The 22,904-nt window shown below is 58.7% G+C and carries 19 protein-coding genes; 8 read left to right on the forward strand and 11 right to left on the reverse strand.

Annotated elements, in window-relative coordinates; genetic code table 11:
- The first annotated feature begins 168 nt into the window (after positions 1 to 168).
- From ACYQ11_RS11325 to ACYQ11_RS11345, 5 genes are all read left to right on the forward strand, one after another.
- Positions 169 to 699, forward strand: a complete 531-nt coding sequence (locus tag ACYQ11_RS11325) for a gamma carbonic anhydrase family protein (RefSeq protein ID WP_459923898.1) — start codon at positions 169 to 171, stop codon at positions 697 to 699.
- A gap of 24 nt (positions 700 to 723) precedes the next feature.
- Positions 724 to 3,369 carry a PAS domain-containing sensor histidine kinase gene (locus tag ACYQ11_RS11330; RefSeq protein WP_459923899.1) on the forward strand — a complete coding sequence of 882 codons (2,646 nt, stop codon included), beginning with the start codon at positions 724 to 726 and terminating at the stop codon, positions 3,367 to 3,369.
- Entirely contained in the window at positions 3,362 to 4,654 is a 1,293-nt protein-coding gene (locus ACYQ11_RS11335) for a M18 family aminopeptidase (protein ID WP_459923900.1), read from the forward strand. The genes ACYQ11_RS11330 and ACYQ11_RS11335 overlap by 8 nt, the downstream gene beginning before the upstream one ends.
- Before the next feature lie 281 nt (positions 4,655 to 4,935).
- Positions 4,936 to 5,421, forward strand: coding sequence for a Crp/Fnr family transcriptional regulator (locus ACYQ11_RS11340; protein ID WP_459923901.1), 486 nt, complete (start codon positions 4,936 to 4,938; stop codon positions 5,419 to 5,421).
- 61 nt (positions 5,422 to 5,482) lie between these two features.
- Positions 5,483 to 5,677, forward strand: coding sequence for a hypothetical protein (locus ACYQ11_RS11345; RefSeq protein ID WP_459923902.1), 195 nt, complete (start codon positions 5,483 to 5,485; stop codon positions 5,675 to 5,677).
- 97 nt (positions 5,678 to 5,774) lie between these two features.
- Here ACYQ11_RS11345 and ACYQ11_RS11350 read toward each other — a convergent pair whose 3' ends face one another.
- From ACYQ11_RS11350 to carA, 6 genes are all read right to left on the reverse strand, one after another.
- Positions 5,775 to 7,583, reverse strand: coding sequence for an acyl-CoA dehydrogenase (locus tag ACYQ11_RS11350; protein ID WP_459923903.1), 1,809 nt, complete (start codon positions 7,581 to 7,583; stop codon positions 5,775 to 5,777).
- Positions 7,584 to 7,819: 236 nt separating this feature from the next.
- A complete protein-coding gene (locus ACYQ11_RS11355; protein ID WP_459923904.1) occupies positions 7,820 to 8,815 on the reverse strand; it encodes a radical SAM protein in 996 nt (331 codons plus the stop codon).
- Between the two features lie 86 nt (positions 8,816 to 8,901).
- On the reverse strand, positions 8,902 to 9,453 hold the full coding sequence (locus tag ACYQ11_RS11360) for a cyclic nucleotide-binding domain-containing protein (protein WP_459923905.1): 552 nt from the start codon (positions 9,451 to 9,453) through the stop codon (positions 8,902 to 8,904).
- A gap of 118 nt (positions 9,454 to 9,571) precedes the next feature.
- Complete coding sequence (gene purF / locus ACYQ11_RS11365) at positions 9,572 to 10,978, reverse strand: amidophosphoribosyltransferase (protein ID WP_459923906.1); 1,407 nt, start codon at positions 10,976 to 10,978, stop codon at positions 9,572 to 9,574.
- Positions 10,975 to 14,220, reverse strand: coding sequence for a carbamoyl-phosphate synthase large subunit (gene carB / locus ACYQ11_RS11370; protein ID WP_459923907.1), 3,246 nt, complete (start codon positions 14,218 to 14,220; stop codon positions 10,975 to 10,977). The genes purF and carB overlap by 4 nt, the downstream gene beginning before the upstream one ends.
- Before the next feature lie 32 nt (positions 14,221 to 14,252).
- Entirely contained in the window at positions 14,253 to 15,392 is a 1,140-nt protein-coding gene (gene carA, locus ACYQ11_RS11375) for a glutamine-hydrolyzing carbamoyl-phosphate synthase small subunit (protein ID WP_459923908.1), read from the reverse strand.
- A 309-nt stretch (positions 15,393 to 15,701) separates the two neighbouring features.
- On the opposite strand from carA, the gene ACYQ11_RS11380 reads away from it, so the two are divergent.
- The gene (locus tag ACYQ11_RS11380; protein WP_459923909.1) at positions 15,702 to 16,370 is read left to right on the forward strand and encodes a hypothetical protein; all 669 of its coding nucleotides are present in this window, start codon (positions 15,702 to 15,704) and stop codon (positions 16,368 to 16,370) included.
- 43 nt (positions 16,371 to 16,413) lie between these two features.
- Here ACYQ11_RS11380 and asd read toward each other — a convergent pair whose 3' ends face one another.
- The 3 genes from asd to ACYQ11_RS11395 all read right to left on the reverse strand — a co-directional run bounded on the left by asd (position 16,414) and on the right by ACYQ11_RS11395 (position 18,556).
- Positions 16,414 to 17,529 (reverse strand): aspartate-semialdehyde dehydrogenase, encoded by a 1,116-nt coding sequence (gene asd / locus ACYQ11_RS11385; protein ID WP_459923910.1) that lies wholly within the window; start codon positions 17,527 to 17,529, stop codon positions 16,414 to 16,416.
- Positions 17,530 to 17,666: 137 nt separating this feature from the next.
- Complete coding sequence (locus tag ACYQ11_RS11390) at positions 17,667 to 18,173, reverse strand: tetratricopeptide repeat protein (RefSeq protein WP_459923911.1); 507 nt, start codon at positions 18,171 to 18,173, stop codon at positions 17,667 to 17,669.
- Positions 18,170 to 18,556 carry a hypothetical protein gene (locus ACYQ11_RS11395; RefSeq protein WP_459923912.1) on the reverse strand — a complete coding sequence of 129 codons (387 nt, stop codon included), beginning with the start codon at positions 18,554 to 18,556 and terminating at the stop codon, positions 18,170 to 18,172. Before ACYQ11_RS11395 ends, ACYQ11_RS11390 begins: the two co-directional genes overlap by 4 nt.
- Positions 18,557 to 19,182: 626 nt before the next feature.
- Here ACYQ11_RS11395 and ACYQ11_RS11400 point away from each other — a divergent pair.
- Together ACYQ11_RS11400 and ACYQ11_RS11405 are read left to right on the forward strand one after the other, a co-directional pair.
- Positions 19,183 to 19,575 (forward strand): hypothetical protein, encoded by a 393-nt coding sequence (locus ACYQ11_RS11400; RefSeq protein WP_459923913.1) that lies wholly within the window; start codon positions 19,183 to 19,185, stop codon positions 19,573 to 19,575.
- Positions 19,576 to 19,695: 120 nt separating this feature from the next.
- Positions 19,696 to 20,820: a hypothetical protein gene (locus ACYQ11_RS11405; RefSeq protein ID WP_459923914.1), complete on the forward strand. Its 1,125-nt coding sequence runs from the start codon at positions 19,696 to 19,698 to the stop codon at positions 20,818 to 20,820.
- Here the strand turns inward: ACYQ11_RS11405 and ACYQ11_RS11410 are convergent.
- Both ACYQ11_RS11410 and ACYQ11_RS11415 read right to left on the reverse strand, forming a co-directional pair.
- Complete coding sequence (locus ACYQ11_RS11410; RefSeq protein ID WP_459923915.1) at positions 20,790 to 22,106, reverse strand: ammonium transporter; 1,317 nt, start codon at positions 22,104 to 22,106, stop codon at positions 20,790 to 20,792. The two genes, ACYQ11_RS11405 and ACYQ11_RS11410, sit on opposite strands and share 31 nt — an antisense overlap.
- 371 nt (positions 22,107 to 22,477) lie before the next feature.
- The gene (locus tag ACYQ11_RS11415) at positions 22,478 to 22,816 is read right to left on the reverse strand and encodes a P-II family nitrogen regulator (protein WP_459923916.1); all 339 of its coding nucleotides are present in this window, start codon (positions 22,814 to 22,816) and stop codon (positions 22,478 to 22,480) included.
- Positions 22,817 to 22,904: the final 88 nt, after the last annotated feature.

Genomic DNA, 22,904 nt, shown 5'->3' on the forward strand with positions numbered 1-22,904 from the left:
CGGCGGTAAGATCTGAAAAAGACTTGTTTTTCGTGGGCATCGTCCAAGTTTCTATTGAAATGAATGGTTTTTTTTACTAACAGTGTAATTCATCCGTCCGCCGGACATCGGACATGTCTCCGCCCGGCGGGGCACCCAAACACCCCGATCCATGCCAAGAAGGTCGCCATGAGCATATACAGACTTGATCAGGACACGCCCCACATCGATCCTACCGCCTTTATCGCCCCCGATGCCGTACTGATCGGCCGGGTCCGCATTGCGGCCCGGGCCTCGGTCTGGTTCAACACGGTGATCCGCGCCGATTTTGAAACCATCACCATCGGCGAAGGCAGCAACATCCAGGATCTGACCATGTGTCACGCGGACGAAGGCAAACCCCTTCTTGTGGGCAAGCGGGTCACGGTGGGGCACAACTGCGTGATTCACGGCTGCACCATCGAGGACGACTGCCTGATCGGCATGGGGGTGGTGGTGATGAACGGCGCCGTGATCCGAAAGGGCAGCGTCATCGCCGCCGGATCGGTCATTCTCGAAAACACGGATATTCCCGCAGGTTCCCTGGTGGCCGGGGCCCCCGGCAAGATCAAACGCACCCTTGAACCCGACATGGTGACCCTGATGTCCGCCATGGCGGACGTGTATCGCAAGCGGTCGGAAGCCTACAAGGACCCGGCCCGTTTCGTCCGCATCGGCTGACGGTCTCACACCTGTGGAATAATCATGACGACACCCACCCATGACACGACGGCCGGATCTCCGGAAACAGGGTATTTCGCCTGCGGGCACCCGGACCGTGAATTCCTCGCCGAACTGACCGTGTCGAACTTCATCCGGGCGAAAATCGCCGTCGGCGGCTTTCTGGCCGCCGGATTTCTTTTTTTCAGCCTGAGGCTTCTTCTTTACCCCGGTTACGGAACCCTGCCGGGCTACACCTCGCTGTTCGTCCTGAATGTCTTCATCATGCTGGGCTCGGCCGTTCTCCTGATCCTGTTCCAGCGGTTCACACCCGACACCCTGGCCGATGTCCGCCCCGTCCATGGGCGACTGGTCTATGCGGCGGCCTTTTTCTTCACGGTGCTGATGTCCATCGCCTCGGGGGTCGAATATGTGGGCTCCGGCACCCTCACCCGGTTTTTCTTCACCATGTTCTCGCTGTGCATCGTGTTCGTGATCAACTGGTACGCCATGCTGGCCTTCTTCATCCTCAGCGCCCTCATGCTGGTTCTGACCACCCTGTTTTACCGCGGCGACATCCTCAGGCTGGGGGTGGAGCACATGCATATCCCCGTTTTGATGATCGTGTCCTGGCTCATCTCACGAAGCTTTTATATGGCGGCGGCCCGGGGTTACGACATCCGAAAGCAGCTGGCCCGGGCCAACCGGACCCTCGAAGAGGAAAGCCGCGGACGGCTCAAGGCCCTGGACGATCTCAAACGGTCCGAGGCCCAGTTGAAAACCCTGTTCGACAAGGCGCCGGACGCCTTCATGCTCTACGATAACGACCGGGGCGTGTTCACGGAGATCAACGGCTATGCCGAACAGCTGTTCGATTACGCCCCCGACGACGTGATCGGAAAAAACTACCGGGACATCGAGATTATCACCGAGTCACAATGCCGCCTGATCGACGCCATCGTTCAGGAAACCCTGGAAAAAACCTTTGCCGGACCCTATGAGATCCCGCTGACCCTTCGGGACGGTTCCGTCGTCGTCGTGGACATCCGGTGTTCGCTGATCACGCTCCAGACCCGGAACCTGATTCTGGCCACGGCCCGGGATGTGACCTGGCGAAAGGTGGCCGAAGAGGAGCTGCGCAAGTCAAACACCGATCTGGCCGAGCGGGTCCGGGAAGGCAGCAAGCGGGTGGAAAAAACGGCGCGCCTTCTGCACCAGGAAATCTCCGACCACCGGCGCACGGAAAACGTCCTCCGGCGAACCGAAGAGCAGTCGCGGATGCTCATCGAAAACATGAACGACGGTTTTCTCGTATTCGATGCCGACATGAAAATCCGCTATTCCAACGAACGGTTCTGCGCCATGGTTTCGCGGCCCCTTACCGACATTGTCGGGCGGAGTTTTTATGATTTTGTTGACGCCGACCATGTTCAGGCGCTCAGGCAGCGTCTCGATGACGACGCTCACCGGGATGCCGGCCCCCGGGAAACCGTTCTTGTGCAAAAAACCGGAAAGCGAATCCACGTCTACATTTCTCCGGCCGCCCTGTATGGGGATGACGGCGCCGTCGAGGGCCGGTTTTCGGTTATCGCCGACATATCCCGCATGAAATCCATGGAAACGGCCCTGCGTGAAAGCGAGGAAATGACCCGGGCCCTGCTCGACGCCTGCCGGGATGCCGTGGTGATGCTCAAACCCGACGGCACCATCTTCATGGCCAACGAAATGATGGCCGGCCGCCTCGGGGCCGACACCCGGTCTCTCAAGGGGAAAAACCTGTTTGACTACTTCCGGTCCGACCAGAACCCCCACCGCCTGCGATCCCTGGCCGAAGCGGTAAGCCGTCGGGAGCCGGTGATTTTCGAAGACCAGTTTGACGAGCGGCATTATCTGATCCATGTCTACCCGATCAACGACGACAAACCCGCGATTGAACGCATCGCCGTGTTTGCCCGGGACATCACCGACCTGAAGAACGCGGAAAAACACATTCACAGCCTGTCCCAGGAACTGATCAAGGTCCAGGAGCGCGAGCGCCAGAGAATCTCCAGGGATCTCCACGACAACGTGGCCCAGGAACTGGCCACCATGAAAATCACCTGCGACACCCTGTTTTCCGATCCGCACCCCTTTCCCACGGACGTGGTGTCCAAGGTCAGCGGCCTTTCCCGCATTCTCCAGGGCACCATCATGAACGTGCGCAACATGGCCTACGATCTCAGACCCCCGGGCCTGGACCAGCTGGGGCTGGTACGGACCATGACCAATTACTGCGAGGATTTCGGCCGGCGCAACGCCCTGGCCGTCGATTTTTTTTCCGCGGGGCTGTCGGGGCTGAGCCTGTCCGCCGATACGGAAATCAACCTGTACCGCATCGTCCAGGAAGGGCTGCACAACGTGGTCAAACATGCCCGGGCCGGGCAGGTGACCATCCGCCTGATCGCCTCCTTTCCCACCATTATCCTGCGCATCGAGGACAACGGCCTCGGCTTTGACATCAACGAACGGCTGAGTGAGGCCTGCGCGGAAAAACGCATGGGGCTGCGCAGCATGGAGGAACGGGCCCGCCTGCTGGCCGGAACCATCGAATTCCGGTCCCAGTCCGGCAGGGGCACCCGCATCAAGGTGGAAATTCCCATGATGGACAATGTGGTCAATCACAACGACAAGGAGGCCTGCCTCAATGGATAAAACCCCGTTCAACGACGGTTTGTTCGAATTTCTGTCCCAATCCCCCACGGCCTTTCACGCCGCCTCCTATCTGGCGCGGCTGCTCACCGGGGCCGGATTTGAGCGTCTTTTTGAAGACGCGGCCTGGGACCTGAAGCCCGGGGGCCGCTATCTGGTCCTTCGCAACGACGCGGCCCTCATCGCCTTTGTCTGTGGGGACGGGGATTATGCGGAAAACGGCCTTCGGATGATCGGGGCCCACACGGACAGTCCGGGGCTGAAACTCAAGCCCCGGCCCGAAATCTCCGCCAAGTCCCTGGTCCAGTTCGGGGTCGAGGTCTACGGCGGCCCCATTCTCGGCACCTGGTTCGATCGGGAGCTGTCGGTGGCCGGTCGGGTGTCCTATGTGGACCAGACGGGTCAGATCCAAAGCGTGATGATCGACCTCATCGACCCGGTGGCCGTGATCCCCAATCTGGCCATTCATCTGGACCGTGAGGCCAACACCTCAAAGGCCGTCAACAGACAGAACGATCTGCCCCCCCTGTTGATGATCGAAGGCGAAACGCCTTTCAATCTACGAAACGAACTGGCCCTGAGGCTCGACCGGATGGGACATGCGTCTTTGGACCCCGCCCTGATCGATTTCGACCTGATGCTGTATGACCCCAAGGCGCCGGCGTTCACCGGTCGTCACCGTGAATTCATCACCGGCGGCCGCCTGGACAACCTGGTCAGCTGCTATTGCGGCGCCCGGGCCCTGATCGATCACGGCGGACCGCTTCCCGCCCTTCTGGTCTGCCATGATCATGAAGAGGTGGGGTCCTTGTCCGTCTCGGGGGCCGGGGGTAATTTTCTGGCCTCGGTCCTGGGGCGCATGATGCCCTCTTTCGAGACCCGCGCCCGATGCCTGGCCCGGTCGCTGATGATCTCGGCCGACAACGCCCACGGGGTCCATCCCGGGTTTGCCGATCGCTACGACCCCCGCCACAGTCCGCTGCTCAACCGGGGGCCGGTGATCAAATTCAATGCCGGTCAGCGCTACGCCACAGACAGTCGCACCGCCGCCGCCTTCCGTTATCTCTGCGCCCTGGACCAGGTCCCCTGCCAGGAGTTTGTCGTGCGGTCGGACATGCCCTGCGGCAGCACCATCGGCCCCATCACGGCGGGGGGCATCGGCATCCGGACCGTGGATGCGGGCATCCCCATGCTGGCCATGCATTCGATCCGTGAAACGGCCGGAGCCGACGATGCTCACCTGTTTTACACGGTCCTGGGCCGTCATGTGCGGGCCCGGATTCGTTGATCATCCCGGGCCCGCACCGTCCCGGGGTGTAATTTTGTTTACCGGAATAATCTTTGTATCATGTTGATTTCAAGCCTCTTTGTGATAATTTAGGAACAGAGACTCCGCAGCAGAAACCCCATCTTTGCGCTGATCATATGACGGTAAGACACCGGGTCGGATGCTCCATGAACGCCAGTGACCGTTTCCGATGAATCAGCCCTCACCGGATGTCCGTTTCCCCCCGTTCTGCTGCGGTTTTTCTTTCCCCGAAGACACCCTATCACAAGGAGGATTCCGCCATGTTTATCAAACAAGCCGATCTTTTCTGGGGCATGGACAACGATTTCATTGCCGAACTGATGGACGTCGCCGTCAAGGAAACCCACGAGGCGGGGCATGTGCTCAGCAATGAAGGCGATCCGGCCCAGTGGTTTTTTGTGCTGCTCAAGGGCCGGGTCCGCATCGACATCGGCCGGGACGAGCAGCTGGTCTACATTGTCAGCCATGCCGGCGAGGCCTTCGGCTGGTCCAGCCTGCTCGAACGGGACCGGTATTCCTCAAGGGCCCAGTGCATGGAACAGACCACCCTGCTTAAATTCGATGCCCGGGACATCCAGCGGCTGGCCGAAGACAACCCGGTCAACGGCATGCTGCTCTACAAAAAACTGGCCGCCATGCTGGGCAACCGGCTGATCACCAGCTACCAGGGCATCTACGAGAATCTTCATGACACGGCCCGGGAAACCTACGGTTCCGGACAGATGATCGAGTCTGAAATGACTTGAGCCAAACGCGGCTCCGTGGCATGGTAAGAGGTCCATGGATTCATGTCACGATAAAGGAGTGATGATGCAGTATCTTGTTGCGGTTGGTCTGGTTGTGGGAATTCTCGCCCTCTGGGCGGGTGTGGATGCGCTTTATCGGAAACGCGGTCTGAGAAGCGACGATCAGCCGCGAACCACCTGCCGGGGATGTCAATGCGGCGGGGAGGATACTTGCGTCAGCCGGGCCGAAGCATCCCTCCGGCGGAAAGAAGACTGACCGTCCTCCCGCCATAAAAAAAGCCCCCCGCCCGAAAATCCGGTGGCGGGGGGCTTGATGTGTCATCGTGTGCGACGACGCCGATCCTTAATCAGGATCAGGCGTTGAACGCATCTTCAGGCATGGCCATGATGGTGCCGGTCAGACCCATGACGGAATTCATCTTGCCAAGGCCGATGGGCAGCATGTGGTTGATGAAGAAATCAGCCGTGATCACCTGGCCTTCGTAGAAGACCTTGTCTTTCTTCTTGGCGCTTTCGATCTTGCCCTGAGCCACGGCGGCTCTCCACAGAAGCATCCAGGACATGACCACGTCGCCGGCCGCTTCCTGGAACAGGGTGGCGGAACCGAAGGCATCCATGACTTTTGCACTCATGGCGGCGCCGCCCAGCGTCATGGCGACTTCACCGAGTTTGCCCAGAGCTGCGTTGACTTTGTCGGCCAGATCGGTCAGGCCCACTTCTTTGGCCATGGCGATGGCTTTGTTGATTTCGCCCATCAGATCCATCATCGGCTTGCCTTTTCTCATACCCAGCTTACGGCCGAGGAGGTCCATGGCCTGGATACCGTTGGTGCCTTCGTAGATGGAGGTGATTTTGCAGTCGCGGAGCAGCTGTGCCTGGGGATATTCTTCGATGAAACCGTAACCGCCGTATACCTGGATACCCAGTGAGCACACGTCGAAACCCTTGTCGGTGCAGTAGGATTTGGCCACCGGGGTGATGATTTCGATCAGACCGCTGTAGTAATCTTTTTCAGCGTCGTCTTTGGCGGTGTGAACCTTGTCAAAGCAGAAGCCCATGAAGTAAAGCATGGCTCTCATGCCGTCCACATAGGATTTCATGATCAGAAGGTTGCGGCGAACGTCGGGATGCTGAATGATCGGAACCTTGGGAGGATCGGCTTCCAGCATGGTCATCAGGTTCGGACCCTGGATACGTTCCTTGGCGTAGTTGACGGCGTTCAGGTAAGAGGTGGATGCAAAGCCGAGGCCCTGCATGGCCACGCCCTGGCGGGCTTCGTTCATCATGAGGAACATGGCTTTCATACCCTTGTTCACTTCACCGATCAGCGTGCCGCGGCATTTGCCCTTGCCGCCGAAGGCGATGGAGCAGGTGGCGTTGCCGTGGATACCCATTTTGTGTTCCACACCGGTCACGACCACGTCGTTGTCTTCGCCCATGCTTCCGTCGTCGTTGACCCAGATCTTGGGAACGATGAACAGGGAGATACCGCGGGTACCGGCGGGAGCGCCTTCGATGCGGGCAAGCACGGGATGGATCACGTTGGTGACCATGTCGGAGTCGCCGCCGGAGATGAAGATCTTGTTACCGACGATGTTGTAGGTGCCGTCGGCATTGGGGGTGGCAATAGATTCAAGGGCACCGACGTCGGAGCCGGCGTTGGCTTCGGTCAGACACATGGTTCCGCCCCACTCACCGGTGAAGACTTTTTTCAGGTACAGTTCTTTCTGTTTGTCGGTACCCAGGGAGGAAATGATGTTGCCGCAGCCGTGGGTCAGGCCGGGGTACATCATGAAGGCGCAGTTGGCTCCGGTGAAAAGCTCGCCGCAGGCAAGGGCAACCGCGTGGGGAAGACCCTGACCGCCTACGGAAGGATCGTCAGCCATGGCCACCCATTCACCCTCGCAGAACAGTTTGTACGGTTTGTGGAATGAAGGAGGAACGCTGACTTTGCCGTTTTCCAGTTTAACGCCTTCTTCGTCGCCCAGTTTCTGGGTGGGAAGGATTTCCTTGACAGCCAGGTTACGGGCTTCGGTAAGCACCATGTCGATGGTCTTGCGGTTGAAATCAGCGTACTTTTCAGTTTCGGTCAGCTGAGCGATGTCGAGCATTTCGTGCAGTACGTAATCCTGGTCTCTGCGGTCTGCAATTTGTTGTGCCATAATCAATCTCTCCTTCTATAATGAATAATGATAATATGTCGTTTAAAACCGCCGGCCCTCACGATGGCGGTTTTAAAAAAGCACATACGGGCCCGGGGTCCTCTCAATCAATTTCAGCAGAACTCATTGAAATCGTTGTGTATAACAAAGACCCCCAAGCATAACGCGGTATTATTGCAAACTTTTTTCACAGGGTCAACCAAATACCTGAATATCTATTCATTTTTATTTGGCCGTCAGGGTTCGATCCGCTCCTTGAGCAGACAGCAGGCAATGCGGCAGGCAGGACGGCCGTCGGGGCCGTAGGTCAGATTGTCGGGCTGAATGAGCTTGTTCATCACGCAGCCTTCGGGGATCGACAGCGGGAAAAAATCCCGTTCGTTGAGTTTGGGGGTGTCGACCAGGCGATTGTCCCTGATTTCATGGGCATGCAGGGGGTAGTCCTCGCACAGGGGGCAGCGGTACACCCGGCCGTTGGGAAAGATGAAATAATTGTCGGCCACCAGGCCGGCACACTCGAACACATCCTCATCGTCCAGGAACACCTTGGGATAGGTGACGGGGATTCCGCTTTCGGCCGCCCGGGCCGCCACCTTCGGGACGATTTGCTGCCAGAGGTCACGGGTCACCTGGCGGCATCCGGATTCCGCCGCTGCGGAATGTCCCCGGATGCCGATCACCTGAATGAAGAATTCCCGGATGCCCAGATCGGCCAGGAGGGGCGGCATCTGCTCGAGCTCATGAAGATTGTCGCTGCTGACCGTGTAGATCAGGCTGGTGCCGAAGCCCCGGTCCACGGCCCGTCGGATACCGGCGAGGCAGGCGCGGTAGGAGCCCCTGCCCCGGATGGCGTCGTTGACGGCTTCCGTCGCGCCGTCCAGGCTGAAACTGATGAAATCGGCCTCGGAAGGACCGATGGCCGACAGGATGTCGTGGAACAGATACCCGTTGGTATCGATGGTGATGGACTGGTAACCGAGCGCCCGGGCCTCTTTCACGGCAAAGGCCAGGTCGGGATGAAGGGTGGGCTCGCCGCCCAAAAAAATCACGTTGGCTTCGGAACGTTTATCGGCAAAGAGCCTCAGCCAGGCGGCGATCTCCTCTCTGGTGACACTGCGTGAACCGTGCTGCTCTTTGTTGATGTAGCAGTGACGGCAACTGAGGTTGCATTGTGTCAGCAGGTGAAAGAACACATTACAGGCGTTTTTTGAGAACGAGACGGTTTTTTTCATAACTCACTTCAATCAAATAAAAAATGCCCGTCACCGGGCATAAAGCGTATCTGGGTTGTCATCGGATGCCGAACGGGGTCTGCGGATCAGTCGGTATCCTTGTTCTGAATTTTCCGCATGATGATGTTCATCTTGCTTTCCCGGATGCGCTCGACTTCCTGCTTGGCCTTGATCAGTTCCTCGTTGGTCAGGCGGAGCCGGAGGGACATGTACTCGGCAAAGATCTTGTAGAGCAGCAGCAGAAAATCCAGCTTTTCGTCCCGCTCGCCCTGACCGGACAGCTTGTCCCCGGCACTGGTGTCCACCGCCAGGCAGGTGGTCCTGCCCACGGCGTAGACCGAGGCCGACCGGCTCATGCTGTCCACGATCCGCATTTCACCGAAAATCTCACCGACCTTGTCGATCTTGCCGATTTCGACCCCTTCCTTCTTGATGACGATGCTGCCGGCCAGAAGGAAATACAGCCAGGGGTCCAGATCCCCCTCCTTGATGATGATTTCACCGTTTTCGTACTCGCGGATTTTACTCAGTTTGAGGAGTTTGCCCAGGTATTTGGTTTCAAAATTCTTCAGAGCCGGAATGCTCATCAGCTTTTGAATGTTTTCGATATTATCTTTCAGATATTTGGTTTCGATCATATACAAAAACTCCCGAAGCAGACTATTTTTCTCATTGGAAAACCGTAAAAGCACATTGCCGGAAGTATCGACAGAATCCAAGTTACCACTATAAGCGTTTAACATTCAAGTATTTTTATCAGTCTCCCAGGCAGTTTTTTGAAATGGAGGGGTCAAAGGGAACCGGATATTTCCCGTCGAAACAGGCCTTGCAAAAATGCCGTTCCGGATTCTCGACGCCGCCGGCCGCCAGCATGCCCTCGATGCTCAGGTAGTGCAGAGAGTCCAGACCCAGGTAGTCCCGCAGCTCGTCAATGGTTTTGGTGGCGGCGATCAGTTCACCCTTGGTCGAGAAATCGATGCCGTAATAACAGGGGAACCGGTGGGGCGGGCAGCTGATCCGCATGTGGACCTTTTTCGCCCCCAGCTCCCTCAGGGCCTTGACCCGGGTCCGGGCCGTGGTGCCCCGGATGATGGAGTCCTCGATGATGATGATGTCCTTGCCCTTGATCTGCTCCTTGACCGGATTGAGCTTGATCCTCACCGCAAAATCGCGCATGGACTGGGTAGGCTGGATAAAGGACCGGCCCACGTAATGATTCCGGATCATCGCCATTTCAAAGGGAATGCCCGATTCCTCCGAATACCCCAGGGCCGCGTAGTTTCCTGAATCGGGAAAGGGCATGACAAAATCAGCCTCGACCGGGGCCTCCCTGGCCAGGCGTTTGCCGTGGGCCTTGCGCATCTGGTAGACATTGCGACCGGCGATGGTGCTGTCGGGCCGGGCAAAGTAGATGTATTCAAAAATACACATGGACGGGGTGACGCGCGTTTCCGGCATGATGCTGCGAATGCCCGAGTCATCGATGATCACGATTTCACCCGGCTCAAGCTCCCGGACGAACTCGGCCTGGACCAGATCCAGGGCGCAGGTTTCCGAGGCCAGAAGGTAGTGACCGTTCAGGCGGCCCAGGCACAGGGGCCGGAAGCCGTTGGGATCCTTGATGCCGATCAGCTCGCCCTTGCCGGTGAGGATCACAAAGGAAAAGGCACCCTTGAGACGGCTCACGGTTTCGACCATGCCGTCCACGAACCCCCGTTGCACGTTCCGGATGAACAGGTGAATGGCCACCTCGCTGTCCATGGTGGTCTGGAAAATCGACCCCATCTCTTCCAGCTCTTCCTTGAGTATATGGGCGTTGACCAGGTTGCCGTTGTGAGCCACCGCATAGGTTTTATTCTTGTGCCGGGCGGTGAAGGGCTGGGCGTTGGCCAGCACCGAGCCCCCGGTGGTGGAATAGCGCACATGGCCGATGGCGCTGGTTCCGGGAAGCTTCTCCAGATCCTCCATGGTGTAGATCTCATGCACCAGGCCCATGCCTTTGTGAACATCGATCCGCTTGTCGTTGGCCACGGCAATGCCGGCGCTTTCCTGCCCCCGGTGCTGGAGGGCGTAAAGGCCGAAATAGGTTATCTTGGCCGCTTCCGGATGGCCGTGAATACCGAACACACCGCACTCATCGCGCGGACGATCATGCTCAATCATGATGGTTTCCCCTGTTTTGAATGATAGGCCTGAATGGTTTTGACCGCATAGGGTTGGGCTTTGAGGGCCGCCACGGCCTTGCTCACGGCCGAGGCGCCGGCCATGGTGGTGGCGTAGGGCACCTTGTACTTCAAGGCGGCCCGCCGGATCTTGTACCCGTCGTGAACCGAACCCCGGTCCGACGGCGTGTTCAGAACCAGCTGAATCTCGTTGTTTTTGATGGCGTCCACCACATGGGGACGGCCCACGGACACCTTGTTGATGATGGTGTTTTCGATACCCCGTTCCTTGAGAAAGGCCGAGGTCCCGCTGGTGGCCACGATGGAAAACCCGTTATCCACAAACCGTTTCACAATGGGAATCACCGCCTCCTTGTCTTTGTCCCGGACACTGACGAACACCGTGCCGGAGAGGGGCAGCCTCTGGCCGGCGCCCAGCTGGGCCTTGGCAAAGGCCATGCCGAAATCCATGTCCACCCCCATGACCTCGCCGGTGGATTTCATCTCCGGCCCCAGCACCGTGTCCACATCGGGGAACCGGTCAAAGGGCATGACCGCCTCCTTGACGGAGCGGTGTGCGGGAATCACCTCGGCGGTCAGTCCCAGCTCGTCCAGGGTTTTGCCCAGAATCACCTTGGTGGCAAGCTTGGCCAGGGGCACGCCGGTGGCCTTGCTGACAAACGGCACGGTCCGGGATGCCCGGGGATTGACCTCGATCACGTAGAGGGTACCGTTTTTGATGGCATACTGAACGTTCATCAGACCCACCACCTGAAGCTCTTTGGCCATGGCCTTGGTGGCGGCGCTGATCTGGTCCAGCATGGCGGCGTCGATGGTCACCGGCGGCAGCACGCAGGCCGAGTCGCCCGAGTGAATCCCCGCCTCCTCGATGTGTTCCATGATCCCGCCGATGATGGTGCGGGTGCCGTCGGAAATGGCGTCCACATCCAGCTCCACGGCATCTTCGAGAAATTTGTCGATGAGTACCGGATGGCCGGGGGAGGCTTCGATGGCCAGGCGGACGAAATTATCCAGATCCTGGGGGTCGTAAACGATCTTCATGGCCCGGCCGCCGAGGACGAACGAGGGGCGGACCATCACGGGGTAACCGATTTTTTCCGCCACGGCCCGGGCTTCGTCATAGCGGTAGGCGATGCCGTTGTCCGGCTGGACCAGATTCAGCTTGCGGAGCATGGCCTGGAACTGGTCCCGGTCCTCGGCCCGGTTGATGCTTTCCGGGCGGGTCCCCAGAATGGGCACGCCTGCGGCCTCGAGGCCCCAGGCCAGGTTCAGCGGTGTCTGGCCGCCGAACTGGACGATGACGCCCAGAGGTTTTTCCGTTTCGACGATGTGAAGCACGTCTTCCTTGGTCAACGGTTCGAAGTACAGCTTGTCCGAGGTGTCGTAGTCGGTGCTGACGGTTTCGGGGTTGCTGTTGACCATGATGCTTTCAATGCCTTCCTCGCGCAGGGCGAAGCTGGCATGGACGCAGCAGTAGTCGAACTCGATGCCCTGGCCGATGCGGTTGGGTCCGCCGCCCAGGATCATCACCTTTTTCGTATCGGACACCCGGGCCTCGCATTCGCTTTCGTAGGTCGAGTAGTAATACGGCGTCCGGGCCGAAAATTCGGCGGCGCAGGTATCGACCAGCTTGTACACGGGCCGGACATCCATACTCCGACGCAGTTCACGAACCTGATCCTCACCGTCGAATCCGCACAGATAAGTGATCTGGGTGTCGGAAAAACCCCAGGCCTTGGCTTTCCAGAGAAGATCCCGGTCGACGGCGGTGCCGGCTGCGCGGATCACCTCTTCGAAATCGGCCAGCTGCTTGAACTGGTGAAGAAACCAGGGATCGATGCCGGTCAGGGCATAAATCGCATCGATGCTCATGCCGCTTTTCAGGGCATAGCGCAGGTAGAACATGCGCTTGGAATTGGGGGTGGCCAGCTTGCGTTCGATTTCGGCGGCCGAGGGCGGCTCGCCGTCCAGATCTTCGGGTCCCCGGCCGTCGGCGCCCAGGCCGAAACGTCCGATTTCGAGGGACCGGACCGCTTTCTGGAAAGCCTCCTTGAAGGTCCGGCCAATGGACATGGTCTCGCCCACGGATTTCATGGCCGTGGTCAGAAAATCCGGGGTTTCGGGAAATTTTTCGAAGGTCCAGCGGGGGATTTTCACCACGCAGTAGTCGATGGTGGGCTCGAAGGAGGCCATGGTTTCGCCGGTGATGTCGTTTTTCAGCTCATCCAGGGTATAGCCCACGGCCAGCTTGGCGGCAATCTTGGCGATGGGGTAGCCGGTGGCCTTGGAGGCCAGGGCCGAACTCCGGGACACCCGGGGGTTCATCTCCACCACCACCATGTCGCCGTTCTTCGGGTTGATGGCAAACTGCACGTTGGAGCCGCCGGTTTCCACGCCGATTTCACGGATGATGGCGATGGAGGCGTCCCGCAGCATCTGGTATTCCTTGTCCGACAGGGTCTGGGCCGGGGCCACGGTGATGCTGTCTCCGGTATGAACGCCCATGGGATCGATGTTTTCGATCGAACAGATGATCACCACGTTATCGTTTTTGTCCCGGACCACTTCCAGCTCGTACTCTTTCCAGTTGAGCACCGATTCCTCGAGCATCACCTGGGTGATCAGACTGGCGTCGAGGCCGGCCTTGGCCATGGTTTCCAGGTCATCGGGGTTGTAGGCCACCCCGCCGCCGGTGCCGCCCAGGGTGAAGCTGGGACGGACGATGATCGGGTAGCCGATCTCCTCGGCCACGGCCCAGACCTGTTCCATGGTCCGTGCGAAGCCGCTGCGGGGGATCCGAAGGCCGATCTTGTCCATGGCGTTCCGGAACAGTTCCCGGTCTTCGGCCTTTTGAATGACCGGCTCGGAGGCGCCGATCATTTCCACGCCGTATTTGTCAAGGGCGCCGCTGCGGTAAACCTCGATGGCGGTGTTGAGGCCGGTCTGCCCCCCCAACGTCGGCAGGATGGCGTCGGGCCGCTCTTTTTCGATGATCTTGATCACGCTGGCCGCCGTGACCGGCTCGATGTAGGTGCAGTCGGCCAGATCCGGATCGGTCATGATGGTGGCGGGGTTGCTGTTGATCAGGATGACCTGATAGCCCTCTTCCTTCAGGGCCTTGCAGGCCTGGGTGCCTGAATAGTCGAATTCGCAGGCCTGGCTGATGATGATGGGGCCGGCCCCGATGATCAGAATCTTGTTTATATCGGTACGTTTTGGCATGGTCTCTCAACTTCCGGGTCGTCAGGGGTTTGTTATTGATGTTTTTTCATCATGCCGACAAATTCGTCGAACAGATAGGCCGCGTCGTGAGGACCCGGCGAAGCCTCGGGGTGGTACTGGACACTGAACACCGGCAGGGTCCGGTGTTTCAGGCCTTCCACCGTGTTGTCGTTCAGATTGATGTGGAACACATCCAGATCCTTGCCGGCCAGACTGGCCATGTCCGCGGCGAAGCCGTGGTTCTGGGAGGTGATTTCCACCTTCCGGCTGAACAGGTTCTGGACCGGCTGGTTGCCGCCCCGGTGACCGAACTTCAGCTTGTAGGTCTTGCCCCCCAGGGCCAGACTGAGAATCTGGTGGCCCAGGCAGATGCCGAACAGGGGTTTGAAACCCAGAAGCGCCCGGACCGTGTCGACGGCATAGGTCAGGGGCTCGGGGTCCCCCGGGCCGTTGGACAGAAAGACCCCGTCCGGGTTCACGGCCCTGACCGTGTCGGCGGACGTCTCAGCCGGGACCACGATCACCTCGCAGCCGGCCGCCTCCAGGCAGCGGATGATGTTGTATTTGATCCCGAAGTCAAAGGCCACGACCTTGAACCGGTCTTTCCCGCTCTGCCAGAGCGGCGAGACGGTGGCCAGGTCGCCTTCGATGACCAACGGTTTTTCACCGTCCCAGCGGTAGGGTCGGGGGCAGGTCACCTCGCGAACCAGGTCGCATCCCACCATGGAAGGCAGGGCCCGGGCCTTTTGGACCAGGGATTCCGGATCCGTATCCTCGGTGGAAATCACGGCCCGAAGGGCGCCTCCCTTGCGGATATGGCGGGTCAGGGCCCGGGTGTCCAGCTCGTCCACCCCCATCACGCCCTGGCGTTTCAGGTAATCGGCCAGGGTTTCCCGGGAACGGTGGTTGCTCGGAAAATCCTGGTATTCGCGAACGATAAACGCGGCCGCCTGAACCCGGTCCGACTCCTCATCCAAAGGGCAGATCCCGTAGTTTCCGATCAGGGGATAGGTCATGGTCACCATCTGACCCCGATAAGAAGGGTCGGTTAACACCTCCTGGTAACCGGTCATGCTGGTGTTGAATACGACTTCACCGCCCGTTTCGCCGGGGCCGGTGAAGCTGCGGCAGGGGAAAAGACGCCCGTCTTCAAGGGCAAGCATTGCTTTCATGATACCGTCTTCATTATCTTTAATGGTTACAGGATATTATTCACATCCTTAAAAAACCCGCACAATCTCTTACGACGGTGCGGGTGGCTGTCACTTAGCATACTGGACAAAAGAGTCAAGTGGCCAGATCAACCAGAGCCAACTTTTATGCAAAAATCATCCCGAATTTAACACAACACCAAAAAAAATCCGCCTCCACCAGACCTCCGGTCAAAAACACCCCCTGCCCCGATTATACTTTTCAAGGCCGAATGAACCTGATACAACCCGAACCTGAACCGACAACCCGGACAGACTGGAATACACATCATGAACAAATTGAATGCCTTGACCACCGGCGTCCTGGGGTTTCTGGCCCTGGCCTTTTTCACGCTGATCGTTTACGTGTCCATTCTCGGAGACAACCACAAGATCGACGACCTGGTCACACGCTTTTTCAATGATCTGAAAAACCGTAACTACGACGCCCTCTGCACTGTTCCGGGCGACGTTTCGGGTATCCCGGCACTTTCCGGCGACGACGCCTGCCCGCAGGCGGCTTTTTTGTTCGAGCTGGCCTTCCTTTCCCGGTTCGGTCTTCTGGACAAAGGAGACTATTCAGTTGAAATCAAACGGGATCACTTCTGGATTCCCTATGTGACCGATGACCGGATCCGGATCAGCGTCGCTTTTACGGAAAAAAAGAAAAACCTGGTCCACGAATTATTTTACGGAATCGGTTCCGACAATTTTGTCAGAGACATCATGTGGGTCGAGCGGCGGAAGGGGCAGTGGGTGATTGCGGAGGTAACCCTGAAAGCGTCGACCCTGTACCCGCTCTACACGGAGTTGAGCGGGCGGATCGATCTGGAGCGGTTTATCCGCCGGACCGATGAAGGATTTGTCCTCAAGGCCAACGACATCCGGCCCGCCGAACTCGATCCCGTCGACCGGCGCCTGCTTGAATTCAGCCTGTCCAGACTGAAGGCTCGGCCCTGAGTCCGGACGGGCCAGGGGACCCGCCCGGAACGGTCCGGATCGATCAGGCCAGATGCTCCCGAACAATGCCAAGAATCCGCTTGATGGGTTCGGCCGCCCCCCAGAGCAACTGATCGCCCACCGTAAACACATTCAGATATTCCGGCCCCAGATTCATTTTCCGGATACGCCCCACCGGAACGGTCAGGGTGCCGGTCACCGCCGCCGGCGACAAGTGCCGGACGCTGTCTTCCTTGGTGTTGGGAACCACGGACACCCAGTCATTGGCCGACCCGATCATATCGGTGATCTCAGACAGAGGCACATCCTTTTTCAGCTTGACCGTAATGGCCTGGCTGTGGCAGCGCATGGTGCCGATGCGCACACAGGTGCCGTCGATGGGAATCGGGGTGCCGGTCCCCAGAATCTTGTTGGTTTCCGCAAAGCCCTTCCACTCTTCTTTGGACTGACCGTTTTCAAGGGCCACGTCGATCCAGGGGATCAGACTGCCCGCCAGGGGTACGCCAAAGAACGAGGTGGGAAAATCCGCGCCGTTCATCGTGGCGGTCACCGTGCGGTCCAGCTCGGCGATGGCCGAGGCGGGATTGTCCAAAACGGCCTGGGATGCACCGTACAGGGCGCCCATCTGACGAACCAGCTCCCTCATGTTGTTGGCTCCGGCCCCGGAGGCCGCCTGATAGGTCATGGACGTCATCCATTCGACCAGGTTGTTGGCGAACAGACCGCCCAGGGCCATCAGCATCAGACTGACCGTGCAGTTGCCGCCGATGAAATCCTTTCCGCCGCAGGAAAGGGCCTTGTCGATCACGGACCGGTTCACGGGGTCGAGGACGATGACGCTGTCCGTTTCCATGCGCAGGGCCGATGCCGCGTCAATCCAGTAGCCCTTCCAGCCGGATTTGCGAATGGCGGGATAGGCCTTTTTGGTGTAATCACTGCCCTGGCAGGTGACCACGATGTCCATCCGGGACAGGGCCTCGATATCCATGGCATCCAGAAGCGGCGGTACGTCCCGCCCGATGTCCGGCCCCTTCAGTCCAACCTGGGACGTGGTGAAAAAAAACGGGTCGATGCCCGTAAAATCGTTGTCCGCCAGCATTCTTTCCATCAGGACGGAGCCCACCATGCCCCGCCAACCTACAAAACCTACCTTGATCATACCCACTCCTTTTCCGACATCCGATCGATCCGGATGATCATTTGTTGGTGAACTCGTAAAAAGTCGCCCGACGGCTATGGAAAAAAATCCATAGGCCAAACACTGTAAGGCAGCATATGGGACGTTTTACGACGCCGTCATTTGTTGGTTTGTATGCGTTCGAGAAGGTCGTCCGCCAGCCCGGCGTCCAGACCTTTCACAATCCTGTATTGCGTGTAGGCGTCGGAGAGATTCATCACCATGGCGTGGCTGACCCCCAGCCGGTAATGCGCAAGGGCGCTGTTCGGCTCCTTGGCCAAAACCCGGTTGTACGTCTCCACGGCCTGGGGATGATACCGGCCCTTGTCGAACACCAGGCCCAGCCGAAGCATCAGATCCAGGTTGTCCGGATGCTCCGCGATCATGGCCTTGTACTGTGTGATGGCCGCCTTGATGCGGCCGCGCTCGCTGAAACTCTCCGCCAGGCAGATGCCGGCCCTGAGGTTGGCCGGATCGGCTTTCAGGGCCTTTTCCGCATACCGGGCCGCTTTTTTGAAATTGCCCTGGGCAAAGCAGGTCTCGGCACGGGCCAGGAAATCATCCGCCCGGGCCGGACCGCTGAGAAGAAGCAGCAGGGCCGAAAGGGCGAGAACGGTTCGAATCATTCATCAGCCTTTCTGGGATCTTCCTCGTCGAGGATGCGCTCGGCCTCCTCGATGGTCGAGGCCGGCCGGGCCCGGTACCCCAGCGCCCGGCTCTCCTGTTCCATTTTCATCTGGGAAATCTTGTTTTTCTTGGATACCACCCGGACCACCCGGCCCATGCCGGCGTCGACCAGCCCACCCATGATCAGTTCCATGGTGAACATCTGCTTTTCCGAGTATTTGATATCCATGTTGCGGATATCCACCAGGCAGGTGAACCCCGGCTTGAGCTGGGCGGTGTTGTAGGTGATGTCCTTGATGAGCCCTCGGATTTCCGGGTCATCCATCTTGCCCAGCGTGATATACAGTCTGTTTTTTTCGATGTTTGATTTTATCATATACATAACACATACTATCCTCACTAAACCTATACGTCTCCGCGATAGACCCTAATGAGATAACACGTCTCTATTCCACAGCGTGGATTGTTAAAAGAAGCCATACGTTTGTTCGGGAATCTCTAGAAGGATGATACCTTATTATACTTCTTCAAGTTCTGTCAATGTTCAATCTCAGCTTGGGTGTGATTAAAACGGCCGGATTCCCGAACGCGCCCGCGTCAGCAGGCGGAAATGGGGGGGCGTCCACAATCATGAACATTTGACCTGCCGCAAAACCATTTGAAAACAAACGTTATTTGATGAACTCGTAAAAAGTCATCCAAGGACGGCAAAGAAAAACGTTCGAGTTCAAGGCGTCGCGAATCCGCAAGGATGAGGCGTACTTAGGGTACGCCGCAGTGACGAGGGATGACGCGCAACGCTTAAAATCGGACGTTTTACGAAGCCGTCTTATTTAATAAAAGCCCCCGGCGGCGGGCTACTCAGGCCGGGGCGGCTGTCCGGAATATCGGACAGCCGCCCCGGCCCGTCACATCGGTTTGCCGGAAAAATCTCGACAACACTTTGATATCAATAGCGTTTAAGTAATTTCACTGCTCTGGCACGCAAGATGTATGTCATGATGGAGCATGACTCTCTTAATGCTTCAAAAAGGTATTCCCATGCGCCACAGACCCGTTCTCGTTCTTCTTCTCGTTCTTGTTGCCTGCGCCCTGGCCGGGTGTCCGGCTCCCGATCTTCATCACCCGATCCGGGGCGACATCCGACTCAAGGATCACCGATACATTCTGATCACCGCCGATTTCCTCCTGGACAGCCCCGACGCTCTCCAGGAGGTTCGGGCCAAGGAAGGTCAGCTCCGGTTGGCCATGGCCCTGGCCTTCCGGGACCACGATTCCCACATGCTCGAGGGGCGGGGCCGGCGCAATGTGGCCAATGCGCTTCGCGCCATCTCCCGTCAGGTCCTTTCCCATCCGGTCAAAAAAATCACCATCACGGAGTACCGGCTTCACGACACCTGATGCCTCACCCTTTCAGGGAACCTCGTCCGCCGTTTTAGGATTGCAGACCCCGGCAATTTGCTTTATAGAGATCAGACATCAAAAGAAGGGGGCCATGGGGCTCGCCTGCGGGAGGGTGTTGTGATTCTCAAGGTCACGGACGAACAAAGCCTGGAGGGATCCGGGAATGATTTCAAGACCATCGGTGATGTGACCCGGGAGTCCACCCGGGGAGCCCTGTCCCGCCGGGCCGGACATTTTGTGGAATCGGTGCTCGACGTCAATCCCGACGCCACCGAGCAGATCGATCGGCTGGACAAGCACCTGACCTGCGCGGAGACCATCGGCGCCAAGGCCAGGGACGGCCTGAAGGCTCTGGATGAGGCGATCGACACCCAAAGCGCCGTGCTGGCCGGGCTGTTTTCCGACTCCGGGCCGGATGATCTCCGCCGTCTCCTGTCTGACCTGGCCCGTCTTGCCGTCCGTCTTTCCCCCGTAAACCGCCCGCTGCCCACCGGCATCCAGGCCCGGCTCCGCGAGCGTCTGCCCGCCGGAACGACGCCCCTCAGACGCTATTTTCAGGAGATCGAGGCCCTTCGCCCCGAGGCGGAAAAACATCTTAAAACCATCGACCGGATTCTGTCCCGACAACAAGCCGCCGCACTCCTCATTGTCGATCACATGGAACACGTGCAGCATCTGTCCCAAACCCTGGGCCGCGCCATCCGCCTGGGGCAACTGATTGACCAGACCCTTTGCGAAGCCCTGGTGTACGAAGTCCCCCGGGATGATCCCCGGGAGCACTTCATCTCCGGAGTCCTGCTCACCCGTCTGCGCAACCGGCTGCAGGCCCTTACCCGTCAGATGGATCTGAACCGAAGACACCTGATCACCCTTGAGCTTCTGATCCAGAACAGCCGGGAACTGGCTTACGGCCTGCACCGGCTCCGGGAGGCCCTGATCGGGGTTTTCGAACGGTGCGCGGACCTCTGCCTCCGACTGACCCGGAAACGGATCGTGACCCTGCCCCCGGGGTGGACCCGGTCCGGTGCGGAGGCCGAGGACGGACGGGCCCCGGCGCCCCCCCTGTCGCCGGCCCACATCAGCCGGGATCTTGCCCGACTCACGTCCTGGGTCGACGCCCTGAACACCTTTCGCGCCGAAGGCGGCCCAATCATCGAGAACACCCTGTCCCGCCTGGATGAACTCCGGCGTTTGACCGACGAGGCCTTTGATCAGACCAGATCGTATCCCCGCTCACCGTGAAGGGCCTGGTCGAGGCCCAGAGCCTCCGATTCCTCATCAATCCGGAAGCCCAGACTCTTTTCGACCAGAACGCAGATCAGAAACGTCCCCAGCCCCGCAAACACCAGGGTGGTCCCCATCCCGGTCAGTTGAACGAGCAGCTGATCCCAGACCGTCCAGGTCCGGCCCGCCGCCTCGGAGGCCGCCGCCATCCAACTGTCCCGGATCAGGAAACTCAGCACCAGAACCCCCATGCCGCTGCCCACACCGTGAATCCCGAAACAGTCCAGGGCGTCATCATAACCGAACACCAGCTTGATCTTCAGGGCGTAGTAGCAGACCAGCGACGACAGGGAACCCAAAAGCAGGGCCCCCAGGGGCTGCACTACCCCCGCCGCCGGGGTGATGGCCACCAAACCGGCCAGAATGCCCGAGGCGAAACCCAGGGCCGTTGCCTTGCGGAAGACCGCCGCCTCGATGGCCAGCCAGGTCAGGGCTCCGGCGGCCGCCGAAATCTGGGTCATGGTCAGGGCACGGGCCGTGTCGAGTCCGCTCTGCAGGGTCGATCCGGCATTGAAACCGAACCAGCCCACCCACAAAAGGCCTGCGCCCATCAGGGTCATCACCAGGTTGTTCGGTTGAACCGCAAGCTTGGGGGAACTGTTTCGGGGGCCCAGGTACAATGCCGCCACCAAGGCGCTGATCCCTGCGGAAACATGGATGACCAGCCCGCCGGCCAGATCGATGACGCCCCGGGCCCCGGCGTTGAAAAGCCAGCCGTCCGGCGCCCAGATCCAATGGCACAGGGGGCAGTAAATCAGAAGGAACCAGAGTGCGATAAACAGGATGTACCCCCTGAAATACACGCGTTCGGCCAAAGCGCCGCTGATCAGAGCCGGGGTGATGATGGCGAATTTCCCCTGAAACATCGCAATGATATACTCGGGGATGCCGTCCGTAATCATGTCATCGATCCCCGTGAGAAAGAAATAGTCCGGATTCCATCCGACCACGCCGCCCAGGATGCCCCGGCCGAAGGTCAGGGCAAAGCCGCAGACCACCCAGAGCACGCCGATCACCGCCAGGGAAACAAAACTGTGCATCATGGTGCCCAGCACATTCTTTGACCGGACCAGCCCCCCGTAAAACATGGCGAGCCCCGGCACCATCAGCAGAACCAGCGCCGTCGAAATCAACATCCAGCACGTATTCCCGGTATCGACCACCTGCCCCTGGCCCGCCCACAGAACCTGCGGCATTCCGATCAGGACAAGACTCCCTGCGACACGTTTCCAGCACGCCTTCATTCCTTTGCCTCCCTTGATGGATGAACAGAATAAGAAAGTTTTTCGCGGCCAGATGAGCAACCTCTGTGCCAGATCATGAAACACAAAACAACCGCTTGAAACAAAAGACAAAACGGCTATGATTTTCGTTGTCACACGTTTTATGGATATGACATTTTTGTTCGATTGTGCCGGCAAAATCGGGGAATACGGCGCACCTAAGGTCCGTCGCCCTGACGGGGGATGACGCGCAGCGCTTGAAATCGGATGTGTTACGATGCCGTCATGATTGAAACGGCATCACAGAGAGGAGGGGATGAGGAGGCTGGGGAAGGCCGGGCGTCCGGGATCAGGTGAGGCACCTGATCCGGCGCTGATCTCGGAACCCGGGGTCAGAGGGCGTCTTCGCCCTGCTCGCCGGTACGGATGCGGATGGCTTTCTCCACCGGGGTCACGAAAATTTTTCCATCCCCGATCTTTCCGGTGTTGGCGGCTTTTCGAATCACGTCGACGGCGCGGTCGAGAAGCTCGGCGGGCACCACCACCTCGATCTTGATTTTCGGCACAAAATCCACCACATATTCCGCACCGCGATAAATTTCCTTGTGGCCTTTCTGTCGCCCGTATCCCTTGACCTCGGAAATGGTCATGCCCTTGATACCAATGTCGTTGAGGGCGTCTTTCACGTCGTCGAGCTTGTAGGGCTTGATGATCACGTCGAGTTTCTTCATGGTTCAACTCCTTTTCTCCGGCAATGTGTTCATTGAACACAAAACGTCATCGTTGGCCCACCCCGCCTCAGCCGCCGCCGGCGGCATT

Source organism: Desulfatiferula olefinivorans (assembly GCF_054657895.1).